The sequence below is a fragment of the Treponema sp. J25 genome (genome assembly GCF_004343725.1).
GTDB lineage: Bacteria > Spirochaetota > Spirochaetia > Treponematales > Breznakiellaceae > J25.
This window is the reverse complement of the sequence record NZ_PTQW01000033.1, coordinates 46,818-58,875: the sequence shown is the minus strand read 5'-3', so window position 1 is coordinate 58,875 and position 12,058 is coordinate 46,818. Positions and strand designations below refer to the sequence as shown.

At 53.0% G+C, this 12,058-nt stretch carries 10 protein-coding genes; 7 read left to right on the top strand and 3 right to left on the bottom strand.

The window, feature by feature from the left end:
* Positions 1 to 77: 77 nt before the first annotated feature.
* On the top strand, positions 78 to 761 hold the full coding sequence (locus C5O22_RS10400) for a hypothetical protein (RefSeq protein ID WP_132781567.1): 684 nt from the start codon (positions 78 to 80) through the stop codon (positions 759 to 761).
* 76 nt (positions 762 to 837) lie between these two features.
* Here C5O22_RS10400 and C5O22_RS10395 read toward each other — a convergent pair whose 3' ends face one another.
* Complete coding sequence (locus C5O22_RS10395) at positions 838 to 2,667, bottom strand: ribonuclease catalytic domain-containing protein (protein ID WP_132781565.1); 1,830 nt, start codon at positions 2,665 to 2,667, stop codon at positions 838 to 840.
* A gap of 152 nt (positions 2,668 to 2,819) precedes the next feature.
* Here C5O22_RS10395 and C5O22_RS10390 point away from each other — a divergent pair, with 152 nt between their 5' ends.
* The 6 genes from C5O22_RS10390 to C5O22_RS10365 are packed head-to-tail and all read left to right on the top strand — an operon-like array spanning position 2,820 to position 9,590.
* A complete protein-coding gene (locus C5O22_RS10390) occupies positions 2,820 to 4,157 on the top strand; it encodes an aspartate kinase (RefSeq protein WP_132781563.1) in 1,338 nt (445 codons plus the stop codon).
* Positions 4,157 to 4,969: a 4-hydroxy-tetrahydrodipicolinate reductase gene (dapB, locus tag C5O22_RS10385; protein ID WP_132781561.1), complete on the top strand. Its 813-nt coding sequence runs from the start codon at positions 4,157 to 4,159 to the stop codon at positions 4,967 to 4,969. Before C5O22_RS10390 ends, dapB begins: the two co-directional genes overlap by 1 nt.
* A 1-nt stretch (position 4,970) precedes the next feature.
* Positions 4,971 to 5,894: a 4-hydroxy-tetrahydrodipicolinate synthase gene (dapA, locus tag C5O22_RS10380; RefSeq protein WP_243692925.1), complete on the top strand. Its 924-nt coding sequence runs from the start codon at positions 4,971 to 4,973 to the stop codon at positions 5,892 to 5,894.
* A 9-nt stretch (positions 5,895 to 5,903) separates the two neighbouring features.
* On the top strand, positions 5,904 to 7,001 hold the full coding sequence (asd, locus tag C5O22_RS10375; RefSeq protein WP_132781559.1) for an aspartate-semialdehyde dehydrogenase: 1,098 nt from the start codon (positions 5,904 to 5,906) through the stop codon (positions 6,999 to 7,001).
* Between the two features lie 34 nt (positions 7,002 to 7,035).
* On the top strand, positions 7,036 to 8,310 hold the full coding sequence (locus C5O22_RS10370; RefSeq protein WP_132781558.1) for a diaminopimelate decarboxylase: 1,275 nt from the start codon (positions 7,036 to 7,038) through the stop codon (positions 8,308 to 8,310).
* Positions 8,311 to 8,369: 59 nt separating this feature from the next.
* On the top strand, positions 8,370 to 9,590 hold the full coding sequence (locus tag C5O22_RS10365; RefSeq protein WP_132781556.1) for an LL-diaminopimelate aminotransferase: 1,221 nt from the start codon (positions 8,370 to 8,372) through the stop codon (positions 9,588 to 9,590).
* A gap of 317 nt (positions 9,591 to 9,907) precedes the next feature.
* Here the strand turns inward: C5O22_RS10365 and C5O22_RS10360 are convergent, their stop codons facing one another.
* Entirely contained in the window at positions 9,908 to 10,795 is an 888-nt protein-coding gene (locus tag C5O22_RS10360; protein ID WP_132781555.1) for a hypothetical protein, read from the bottom strand.
* A gap of 68 nt (positions 10,796 to 10,863) precedes the next feature.
* The gene (locus C5O22_RS10355) at positions 10,864 to 12,051 is read right to left on the bottom strand and encodes a hypothetical protein (RefSeq protein WP_132781553.1); all 1,188 of its coding nucleotides are present in this window, start codon (positions 12,049 to 12,051) and stop codon (positions 10,864 to 10,866) included.
* Positions 12,052 to 12,058: the final 7 nt, after the last annotated feature.

The following is a 12,058-nucleotide window of genomic DNA, read 5'->3' as shown; positions in this document are numbered from 1 at the left end:
TAGATCCATTGACGGATCATAGATAGTTTGTTCAAAAAGATCAGAAAAAAGTTTGTGGGGGGAGGCTAGGACGATACATGTATACCCATCAACTTCATGCCTTTCGTCAGCCGGTGGTGGTTATTAATCCGGGGGAATACCTGGTTTCAGAAGAGGATATTATTATTTCTACTGTTTTAGGGTCCTGTATCGCCGTAGTCCTTTATGATATAACCCTGGGACTGGGAGGCATGAACCATTTTATGCTTCCTGGCGCCTTTCGGCCCCATCCGATGCAGGGAGGAAGAGTAAACCCCCAGGACTTCCTTGAGGAAAGTGCCCGCTATGGGATGTACGCGATGGAAGTCCTTATCAATGAACTGTTAAAGCGGGGCGCGAATCGGAAAAAGATTCAGGCTAAGGTTTTTGGAGGGGCCTCTGTTATTCATCGGAATGATGAGGGTCGAAAAAACATTGCGGACACAAATATTGATTTTGTGTTTGAGTACCTTGAAACAGAACGAATTCCCCTTGTTTCGTTTGATGTAGGAGGGTCCCTGGCAAGAAAAATTTTCTTTTTTGTAAAAACCGGGAAGGTCCTTTTAAAGCGAATCAAAGGTCCTTCGGTTGCCATGATACAAGATCAAGAACTCTCGTATCGGAAAAACTTAAGTTCTCGGCCTCAGGAAGGGCCGATCCTGTTTTTTACCGACTCCGAGAAGGAAGATGCAGCTTCTGGGGCCGCAGCGGCGGAGAAAAAAACACAGCCTCCAGAAACCTAAAACCGTTACGGGCCCTGTTTTTCTTTTCACTGGGGAAAATAACCGCCTATAAAGTGAAAAAGACAATTCCCCCATTTCACGGTTCTACAAAAAGGGCCTCCGCCTCGGGAATCTGTACTTTTTTTAAGAGGAGCGTAATTTTTTCATTCAAGTCCCGCCTTGTTTTAAGGCTTACCTGGGTTTCCATGGCGAGGGAAGGAATAAGCACCACCGCCCGATTCTTCTGGATATCTAGAATAGTGCCTTCCCAGGAACTGTCGATTTTGTCTTTAAGGTACACCAGGGTCCAGTGCAGGCGACTTGCCCGTTCTGCCTGGGTAGCCGCCAGGGCTGCGGCCTCGCCGGCGGCAATCCGCTTAAGAATTTCCTCCCCTGACAAGGGCTCCTCTCCCCGAAGGACCCGTCGGATCTGCTGATGGCCCACGAGATCCGTGTATCGTCTGAGGGGACTGGTTACCTGGGTGTACAGGGAAAGGCCAAGTCCCTCATGGGTCCCTGGTTGGGTGGAAAGCCGGCGAGGCCGCATGCACCGCCTGAGCTGGTAAAAACCCGCCAAACCGGGAGAAATTTCAGCAGGCCGGTCTCCTATTTCCTGGGCAATAAAGGGAAAGGGAATTTGATTGCGAAGGGCCCAGCGGGCCACCGCTTCCCCGGCTATAAGCATACATTCGCGAACCATCAGGGCCGCCTGGGTTGGCGGTATCGGCTCAAACTGGATCTGCCGGTCCCGAACCGTAAGGTGTATTTCCGGAAACTCGATGGTCACCGCCCCCGAGGCTTCCCGGCGCTGGATGTTTTTTTGTGCAAAATCAAAAAGGGGCATAAGCTCGGGACTTTGCGAACGCATATCGGCCTGTTCATAGGTAAGCCGTTCGACCCGAACGAGGCTCGGATACAGTTGGGTATCTTCGATTTCTCCGCTCTCTGAAAGGGTTATCTGAATCGTTAAGGCGGGAGAGATAGGTTGTAGCCCCAGTCCATAGTACTGAACTGCCCGGGGATGGAGCATGGGAATGGTCCCTTCGGGAAGGTAGAGGGTTGTGCCCCGTTCTCGGGCTTCCTGGTCGCATGCGCTGTCGGGGGCGATGGTGCATGCGGGGTCGGCGATATGGACATACAGGATCCTGCCGTCCATGAACACCGCATCATCCGGATCATGGCTCCATGCATTGTCAATGGCAAAGGCAGGAAGGTGGGTAAGGTCTTTGCGGACCTCCGAGGAAGGGGGCGGCTCTGGCATAGAACGGGGTTCACTCAAAGAACACCCTGAACGGCTTGGATAGGGGTTTTCAAATTCGTCCCAGTAGCCCGAGGTAAGTAGAAGTTTATGGGCCACGATGGGATCTTCTTTTTTCCCCAGGTCTCGCAGGGTTTTACTCTTATCGGTTTTTCCGAGGGCAAGGGCCACCACATCCTGGATGAACCGTCCATCTTCGGGAAGTTTGAGTGTTCCCTGGGTAAGACGAGCAAGAAAAGCGGCCCGTTCCTGTTCTTCCTGTTCCCGCTCTTTCCGTTTGGTAATTTCCTGGTCTATGGCTTCTTTGCTTCGGGGGGTGATCGCCGTGGGTTCCCCTTCAAAGTACAGATGTTCCTGTACCTGAAGATAACTGGCCCATACCGTTGCGGCTGATACCTTACCATACAATAGTTCTGCTAGTTCCGAAAGGCTTACGGTCTCATTCTGGAGCAGTTCCCATGCTTCTTCCAGGCCTGTGATAAGGGAAGGTACCTTTTCCAACTCCGAAAGGGTTCCCACAGGTCCAGGGTAGAGAAAAATGATATCCTTTTCTCGGACCCGTACTTCTTCCTGATTAGGAAGCCGTATGCGGAGTCGTTCTCCCCCTTCTATGACGAGGGCTGGTTTGTTTTTGTATACCACCAGAGATTTAACGGGAATTTCTGCCATGGTGTAGTACTCTACCACAAAGCAGGGAGAAAAGAGTAGGGGGCTCTCGGTCAAAAGAATATGCAGAGATTATACAAAAACGGACGAAGTATTGCATAAAAATACAAATATTGGTACTATGGGCACACTTTTATGATGGAGGTCTTGGAAGTATGATTGTCATGAAGTTTGGCGGGAGTTCTGTGGCTAATGCCGACCGGATCCGTCATGTGGGCCGGATTGTTCAAGATGCGCTCCCCCGTAAGCCGGTAGTAGTGCTTTCCGCTATGGGAGACACTACTGATTACCTGTTAGAAGCGGCAGAAAAAGCCCTCGAGGGTACGGTTGCTTTCGATAGCATAAAAGACCTCCACATAAAAACCATGACCGACTTAGGTCTTCCTTCTTCGTTAAACCAGGAAATCCAGGGGCTCCTTAAAGATTTAGAAACCCTTCTTGTGGGGATTTCCCTTATCAAAGAAATAAGCCCCCGCACCAAGGATTACCTTGTGTCCTTTGGGGAACGCCTTTCGGTGCGGATCGGCGCTGCCTATTTTCGTTCTTTAGGCTTTGATGCCCGGGCCTTTGATGCCTGGGATGTGGGATTTGTCTCCGATTCTAATTATACTTCCGCAGAGGTGCGGAAAGATTGTTGGCCGGTGATTCAAGAACGGATCGGTTCCCTCGTTTCCCAGGGGGTAGTGCCGGTGGTGACAGGATTTATCGCGAAGGATCCCCAGGGGGCTATTACCACCCTGGGGCGGGGTGGTTCGGACCTTACCGCTACCATCATCGGGGCCGCATGTAAGGCCGAGGAGGTCCAGGTCTGGAAAGATGTGGATGGCATCCTTACCGCCGATCCCCGGCTCGTCCCCGATGCGGTACCGGTAGAAGCGGTGACCTATGAAGAGGCGGCGGAGCTTGCCTATTTTGGCGCCCAGGTTCTACACCCCCGATCGATGCAGCCCTGTAGCGCCGTAGGTATTCCCGTGCGGGTAAAAAACTCCTATAATCCTTCTGCAACGGGAACCCTCATTGTTTCAAAGTTAGAGAAAAGGGGGAGCCTTGTGCGGGCGATTACCACCAAGAAAAATGTAACCCTCGTCGATATCGTGTCGAGTCGTATGCTCGGCCAGTATGGCTTTTTAGCAGGGGTGTTCCAGTGCTTTGCGGATCATCGGCTTTCGGTGGATATGGTGGCCACTAGTGAGGTTTCTATCTCCTTAACCCTTGACGCACCCCACGATTTAGCCCATCTTAAGCGGGATCTCGAAAAAATAGCCAGTGTGGATATCAAAAAAAATAAGGCTATCGTGACCCTCATAGGCGATGTCCGACGTTCTTCGGCCATTCTTGAAAAGGCCTTTGGGGTATGTAACCAGGAGGGGGTTCAGGTACAGATGGTCTCCCAGGGGGCAAGCAAGGTAAACATAAGCTTTATTGTGGATAATGAGGAGGCCCCCCGGATTATTCAGGCCCTGCACCGGGAATTCTTTAAGGGAGGTGTGTGATGCGCATTGGCTTACTGGGCTATGGGAAAATGGGCCGCATGGTAGAAGCCGCGGCCCGGGAACGGGGCCACCAGGTCTTGCTGATTATCGATCCGGCGGTGCCGGTGGTTCCTAATCCGGCTGCGGGGTATCCGGTGCTCTGTAATTCGATTGCAGAGGCAGAAAGCGTGCTTAAACTCGTGGATGTGATGATTGAATTTACCCGGCCAGAAACGGTGGTAGAAAACATTAAGGCCATGGTGGCCCGCAAGGTGCCCCTTGTAGTGGGGACCACTGGCTGGTTTGATAAGCTTGAAGAGGTGCAGCGCCTGGTGGAATTTGAGTCGGCCAGTCTCCTCTGGTCGAGCAATTTTTCCCTGGGGGTGAATCTCTTTTATAAAATTGTAAGTCATGCGGCGGAGCTTTTCGATCATTTTGATGAGTACGATGTGGGGGCCCTGGAGGTCCATCATAATAAAAAGGCCGACAGTCCTTCGGGGACGGCGAAGACCCTGGCCGAACGGATCCTTTCGGTAATGAAACGGAAGACCACGGTGCACTGGGACTACCTGCCGGATCGACCGCCCCAACCGGGGGAACTCCATTTTGCTTCCCTCCGCTATGGGGCTGTGCCGGGGACCCATTCGGTCTTTTTTGATTCTACCGCCGATACGATTGAAATTACCCATCAGGCCCGGAGTCGGGAGGGCTTTGCCCGCGGTGCGGTCCGGGCTGCCGAATGGCTCCTGCAGTGTCCTGGGGCCGGCAAAGAGGCGGGAAAGCCTCGCCTGGGCATCTTTACCATGGATGATGTACTAAAGGAGGTGTTGTAAAATGGGGATGGTGCAGGATGGTATGCAATTGCGGGGGGCCTTTACGGCCCTCATTACCCCCATGCAGGCCGATGGTTCGGTAGATTACGAGGGGTTCCGGAAGCTCATTCGCCTACAGCTGGAAGCGGAGATTAATGGACTGGTTCCCCTGGGAACCACCGGCGAAACCCCTACCCTGGAACGGGACGAGCAGGATCGGCTCATTGAAATTGCGATGGAAGAGGCCGGGGGAAAGGTGCCGGTCATCGTCGGGGTGGGCTCTAACAGTACGGCCCACACGATTCACAACGCCCGCCGGGCCCAGGAACTCGGGGCTGACGCGATCCTGGTTGTAACCCCCTACTACAACAAGCCGACCAATGAGGGTATATATCGTCATTTTGCCGCCATTGCGGAGGCCACCGACCTGCCCATCGTGGTGTATAACATTGCGGGGAGAACCGCGAAAAACATAGATGTGACCACCATGGATCGGCTTTCTCAAATTCCGTCGGTGGTGGCGGTGAAGGAAGCCTCAGGGGATATTGCCCAGATGGGGGACATCATTTCCACGGTGGTTTCCGCTCGCCGGAAAGATGGAAAGTACTTCGCGGTCCTTTCGGGAGACGATGCCTTTACCCTGCCTTTAGCGGCGCTGGGGGGCGATGGGGTCATTTCGGTGGTGTCTAACCTGGTCCCCCGGCGGATTGTAGAGCTCTGCCGGGCCTGCCGGGAGGGAAAGTTTGAAGAAGCCCGTCGGTTGCACTATGAACTGCTTCCTCTCTTTAAGGGGGCCTTTATAGAGACGAACCCCATTCCTATTAAAACTGCCATGGGCTGGCTCGGTCTTCCGGCAGGCCCATTGCGGCTTCCCCTCTGTGAGTTAGAAAAAAATAACGTAGAAAAATTGAAGGCCGCCCTTCGGGCTGCCCATGTGGATATATAGGAGTTGGAAATGCACAAGATACCTGTAGGTGTACTCGGTGCCACCGGTATGGTAGGCCAGCAGTATATCGCCCTGTTAAATCAACATCCCTGGTTCGAGGTTCGGTATGTAGCCGCTTCTCCCCGGAGCGCGGGAAAACCCTATGAAGAAGCGGTCCGGGGGCGCTGGCATCTTTCCCGGGGCTATGCTCCCGGTGTGGGCTCCCTGGTGGTGGCGGATGCCAACGATGTGGATGCGGCGGTGGCGGCCCAGAAAAGGGGAGAGTGCGCCTTCGTGTTCTCTGCCCTCGAGATGGCAAAGGACGAAATTAAGGCCCTGGAAGAGGCCTATGCGGCGGCGGGGATTCCCGTGGTTTCCAATGCTTCGGCCCATCGCTGGACCGAAGATGTGCCCATGCTTATTGCGGAGGTAAATCCGGACCATGCGGATATTATTCCCCTGCAGCAAAAGAATCGGGGCTGGTCAAAAGGATTTATCGCCGTAAAGCCTAACTGCTCTATTCAAAGCTACATGACCCCTCTCTGGGCTCTGATGCAGGCCGGCTATGAGGTCCGGCGTCTCTTTATTACCACCCTGCAGGCCGTGTCAGGGGCGGGCTATCCGGGGGTTGCGAGCCTCGATATCATCGATAATGTGGTTCCCTACATCGGTGGAGAGGAAGAAAAGTCGGAGCAGGAACCCCGTAAAATTCTTGGCCACATTGAAGGAAGCAAAATCGTTCCCAGTGACTCCCCTGGTATTTCGGCCCACTGTAACCGGGTCCCCGTAATCGACGGGCATACCGCCTGTGTCAGCCTCGAATTTGGGGCAAAGAAACCTTCCCTGGATGAGATTAAGCAAATCTGGCAGCGGTTCCGGGCCTTTCCGCAGGAGGCCCAGCTTCCCTTTGCGCCGGAACAACCTATCATCGTCCGGGAAGAAGCGGATCGACCCCAGCCTCGGAAGGATCGGGATGCCGATAAGGCCATGGCGGTAACGGTGGGGCGCCTGCGGCCCTGTAATCTGTTTGACATTCGCTTTGTGGGGCTTTCCCATAACACCGTCCGGGGTGCTGCGGGCGGGGGAATCCTTAATGCGGAACTCCTTAAAGTAAAGGGCTATCTCTGATGCCTTTTACAACGGAACTCATAAAGGAACTCGTATGAGTGGAAAAAAATTCCCCCTTTCAAAGGAGCAGGTGGAGGACCTTTCGCGGGCCTTTCCCACCCCCTTTTATCTCTATGATGAACGGGCCATCCGGGAAAACGCCCGACGTATAACGGCGGCCTTTGCTCGCTTTCCCGCCTTCAAGGAACACTTTGCGGTAAAGGCCTTGCCGAATCCCTTTATTCTAAAAATCCTTAAGGATGAGGGCTTTGGGGCCGACTGTTCCAGTTTGCCGGAACTGTTACTGGCCCGGGAAGCGGGTATCCTGGGGGAGGACATCATGTTCACCTCCAACGAGACCCCCGCCCGGGAATATGTGCTTGCCCGAGAACTAGGAGCTATAATCAACCTGGATGACTTTACCCATATTGCCTTTCTGGAGCAGGCGGCAGGAATACCTGAGTTGATTTCCTGTAGGTATAATCCGGGCCCGCTTAAAGAGGGAAATGCCATCATCGGGAAGCCCGAGGAGGCCAAGTATGGATTCACCCGGGAACAAATTATCGAAGGCTTTCGGATCCTCAAACAAAAGGGGGCCCGCCGATTCGCCCTCCATACCATGGTGGCATCCAATGAACTACAGGTGGCCTACCATGTGGAAACCGCCCGCATTCTTTTTGAACTCGCCGTGGAGATAAAAGAAAAAACCGGCATTTCCCTTGAGTTTGTGAACCTTGGAGGTGGGGTGGGAATCCCCTACCGACCAGAACAAAACCCCGTGGATTACGAAGAGCTCGCCGAAGGGATTCAGCGGATGTACGATGCTATCATTAAACCGGCGGGACTTCATCCCCTGGGGATTCATCTTGAGTGGGGGCGGGCGGTGACGGGGCCCTACGGGTGGCTTGTGACCCGGGCCATCCACGAAAAGCACATCTACCGGGAATATATTGGAGTCGATGCATCCATGGCGGATCTCATGCGACCCGGGATGTACGGGGCCTACCATCATATTACGGTGCTCGGAAAAGAGCAGGTTCCCCCCTCAAAGGTCTATGATGTGGTAGGGAGCCTCTGCGAGAATAACGATAAATTTGCGGTCCAACGCCCCCTGCCTCCTATCGAACCGGGGGATCTCCTGGTTATCCACGATGCGGGTGCTCATGGTCGGGCCATGGGCTTTAACTACAACGGCAAGCTCCGCTGTGGCGAGTTACTCCTGCGGCCCGATGGTTCGGTAGTGGTGATCCGTCGTGCCGAAACGGTAGAAGATTACTTTGCCACCCTTGATTTTAACGCCCTTGCCCGATTTAATGAGAAGATCCTGTAAGGAAGATATGGCAGGGCTGTCTTCAAAGCACCCTGCTTACAAAAGGTGAGAGAACAACTATGGTACCACGAAACCCCCACATGGCCCACCTGACGGCGGGCTACCTTTTCCCCGAAATCGCCCGGCGGAGGCGGGAATTCCTCCGTTCCCATCCCGAGGCCCAGCTTATCAGCCTTGGCATTGGGAATACCACGGAACCTATCACTCCCCACATTGACCTGGCCCTAACAGATGCGGCCCGGCGCCTGGGTACCCGGGAAGGATATACCGGCTATGGGGAAGAGCAGGGAATGATGGCCCTCCGGGAGCGGATTGCCCAGGTGCTGTATAACCAGTTGCCCGGTATTGACCCTATCGCCCCCGATGAAGTTTTTGTCTCCGATGGGGCAAAGTGTGATATTGGGCGCCTCCAGGTGCTGTTCGGTTACCATCTTCCTGTGGCGGTGCAGGATCCCTCCTATCCGGTGTATGTGGATGGTTCGGTAATTATCGGGGCCGCGGGGCCCTGGAATGGTACAGGCTATGAGGGAATCACCTACCTTCCCTGTACGGCAGAGAACGGCTATTTCCCCGAACTTTCCCGTATCCCCTCGAAGGGCCTTGTGTACTTCTGCTCTCCTAACAATCCCACCGGTGCAGTGGCTAGCCGGGCCCAGCTAGAAGCTTTAGTAGAAGAGGTTCGAAAGAAGCGATCCCTTATCATTTTTGATGCGGCCTACGCGGAATTTATTCGGGATCCGGTTTTACCCAAATCTATCTATCAGATCCCTGGGGCGAAGGAATGCGCCATCGAAGTAAACTCCTTTTCTAAACCCATTGGCTTTACGGGGGTCCGCCTTGGCTGGTCTATCGTCCCCAAAACCCTGCGCTATGAGGACGGCACAAGCGTCAACGCCGATTGGAACCGGATCTGTACCACCCTGTTTAATGGGGCTTCCAACATTGCCCAGCAGGGGGGCTATGCTGCCCTCAGCCCCAAGGGGCTTACGGAAATGCGGCGCCTTACCGATTTCTACCTTGAAAACGCCCGTCTCATCCGAGCTACCCTTACGGAGATGGGGATATCCTGCGTTGGAGGGGACAATTCCCCCTATATCTGGGCCCACTTCCCCGGCCGGGATAGCTGGGATGTGTTTTCCCAGATCATGGAACAGTGCTGGGTAATCTGTACTCCCGGATCAGGCTTTGGACCTGCCGGCCAAAGTTTTATTCGTTTTTCTGCTTTTGGTCATCGGGAAGATGTGGAGGAGGCCTGCCGCCGGCTTCGCCGTTTCCGGTAAGGTTTTCCCCTGCGGAAAGCGGGGTTTCTTTCATGAAAGGAGCCCTATCTTTTTAGCACCCCAGGGAGAAGTGGTCTTTTAACACAAGGATTTCTTCTTTTTGGCAGTCCTGAGGGAGATGTTTCTTTTGAAAGGCCCCCTTCAGAGATACTTTCCCCTGGGGCAAGCGGGGTTCCTTTAATTAAAAGAAGCCCCCCTTTTGTGTACCCCGGAGTCCCCTTTCGGCGCAGGGGAGCCCCTTTTTGCTGGCCTTTTTGTTGGCTACCAGGGCTCCATTTTTGGGGCCCCCTTTTGGGGGCCCCGGTAAAATTAAAGCGCTACGGTTTATAGAATGGGTCGAAACTTATCACACAACCCGCGGTGACTTGATAGAAAAAGGTGGTATCCGCTGGGCTCTTGAGTCCTCCTATCCCCCAGCAATAGAGGGGCATTTCAAAGGCCCCAAGAAGGCGAAGCTGACTGTTGATTTTTGCCGAACCATCCAGGCCGAGGATGATAGCCCCAATCGTATCGGTGTCTGTGGTCGCAGTAGTAATGTAGGATCGACTCATGGTCAGGTATCCAATGGTAGTGGTTACCTGATACGGAACATTCTTCTTGAATATGTCTGCCACAAGGATGTAGCGGGTTTGTTCGTCTTTTATGATAAGGGACGCAGTTTTTTGTTCTGAAAAACTGCGGCTCTGGATGATAAATTTGGTAAGAATTTGAGTGCCCCAGATCCAAAGACCCAGTTCGCTTTTCTGCTGGACATAATCGCCAGGGACCTGGAGCCCTGTTCCGAGGGTTGTGTCACTCCGGAAGGTTCCAAACACGAGACCAGGAATACCTATTTGAAGAGCCATGGAAAGTCCCGGGGTAATCTGAAGGTTGGCCGTGTTAAAAAGACCAAAATAGGGACCCACCTGAACGGTAGCAAAACCTAAGTCATAAAAAAGGCTGGTATACAGGATGTTCCGGAGAATCGGATCCCGTTCGTAGAGGATCGTTATTTTGGTAGTTTCCGCCACCGTTTCCTGGGCCCCCAGGCTTGCCAAAATGAAGGACTGCTCGGAAAAGGCCTTATTCTCACTTTGAAGACTAGTGATACGGGAGGAATCAAACAGGAAGTTCCCGTATCCTCCACTAATCGTGAGATCCAGCGATTGTACCATCATGAAGGAAGAGGTTACCACTAAGCACAGGGACAAAATAGTTCGTTTCATGTTAGTATGCCGTCCGTACACTAAGATATACTTCAAACATGGAAGGAATGTTTTGATACGCCAGGGGGTTAATCCGTACCTTCCAATCCCATCGTAAACCATCGGTGGTTACCCGTAAGAAGGGAGCAATTCTCCAAGAAAGAGTATCCTCTGTAGGAGATGATCGGAAATAGAGGGTGTTTTCTATACCCCCCCAGAAGAGCATCTTCATTTCTGAAATAAAGTTGAATGTTGATATCGGTACTGCCCCGTTCTGAGGGATACTGCCGTTGACGGTACCAGATGGGGTGATAAAACACGGTGGTGGCGAATCCCACAGGGCCAAAGTGCATCCGGGGTTCAAAAAGAACATACAGGTTATCAATACTGAAGGCTTCGCCTCCCTTCCACGCAGGAATTCCGATTTGGGCGAGAAAATCCGCCCCACTGCCGGTGGAAAAATAGGCAAGAATCCCACCCCGATACAGGCCCCAGGACTCGTAAGGATAGGTGGCACCGGCGAAAAATTCAAATTTGACGAGGGGCGTGTTTACTAAAAGGCGAAGATCCGCCGAATAGATCCCTTCCTGGGGTAAGCCCGTCGTGGAGTCCAGCATGGCCCCATCCTGGTATAGGTAGAACATTGGTACGATACTGGTACTTCCCATGCCGGTAAGTTGTAATCCCGTTCCAATAATTTGATGGATCCCCTCGTACTGATTAAGCATGTCCCCATTGATTCCCTGGGGAAAGTAGGAAAGACCCCGGAAACCGCTTCCAATAGGGGGACTTCCAAAATAAAAAGAAAAATCATCCCCCGAACAGAGAATATCCCCATACCCTATAAAATAGGAAAATTCGAGGGGCAGGTTAAAAATCCGGGATGCCCGGACCTTGGCAAGCTCAAAACCCAGATATGCCTGATTGTTAAGTCTATCTACCAGTTTGTTATAATCATCAGCGGTGGGGGCCGCTGAAACAGGAGAAAGAGTAAGTGTCCCATATCCCAGGCTTTTGCTGAGATCCCGGGAAGCCAGGGCCAGTCGCAGGGTTGCTCCGTATTTATAGCCCCCCTGCAGTGCCAGCGTCGTCCGTGCCAGGGAACTTACCTTTAAGGTATTGTCCGTAATAGTTCCAAAACTTGCTATCTCAAAGAGGGGAACGGTGAGATCCGCCGCAGGTAGAGCTGGGGTCCCTACAACGATGGTAATCCAGCAGTAGCTTCCCACCACCAATCCTGCAAGCTTTTGAAAAAAACTTCGTTCTTTTATGAGCATCTAGGTT

What these genes read in the sequence shown, in the direction of transcription:
- C5O22_RS10400 (WP_132781567.1), top strand. Translation starts at nt 78, where the DNA reads ATGTATACCCATCAACTTCATGCCTTTCGTCAGCCGGTGGTGGTTATT.
- C5O22_RS10395 (WP_132781565.1), bottom strand. Translation starts at nt 2,667, where the DNA reads ATGGCAGAAATTCCCGTTAAATCTCTGGTGGTATACAAAAACAAACCA.
- C5O22_RS10390 (WP_132781563.1), top strand. Translation starts at nt 2,820, where the DNA reads ATGATTGTCATGAAGTTTGGCGGGAGTTCTGTGGCTAATGCCGACCGG.
- dapB (WP_132781561.1), top strand. Translation starts at nt 4,157, where the DNA reads ATGCGCATTGGCTTACTGGGCTATGGGAAAATGGGCCGCATGGTAGAA.
- dapA (WP_243692925.1), top strand. Translation starts at nt 4,971, where the DNA reads ATGGGGATGGTGCAGGATGGTATGCAATTGCGGGGGGCCTTTACGGCC.
- asd (WP_132781559.1), top strand. Translation starts at nt 5,904, where the DNA reads ATGCACAAGATACCTGTAGGTGTACTCGGTGCCACCGGTATGGTAGGC.
- C5O22_RS10370 (WP_132781558.1), top strand. Translation starts at nt 7,036, where the DNA reads ATGAGTGGAAAAAAATTCCCCCTTTCAAAGGAGCAGGTGGAGGACCTT.
- C5O22_RS10365 (WP_132781556.1), top strand. Translation starts at nt 8,370, where the DNA reads ATGGTACCACGAAACCCCCACATGGCCCACCTGACGGCGGGCTACCTT.
- C5O22_RS10360 (WP_132781555.1), bottom strand. Translation starts at nt 10,795, where the DNA reads ATGAAACGAACTATTTTGTCCCTGTGCTTAGTGGTAACCTCTTCCTTC.
- C5O22_RS10355 (WP_132781553.1), bottom strand. Translation starts at nt 12,051, where the DNA reads ATGCTCATAAAAGAACGAAGTTTTTTTCAAAAGCTTGCAGGATTGGTG.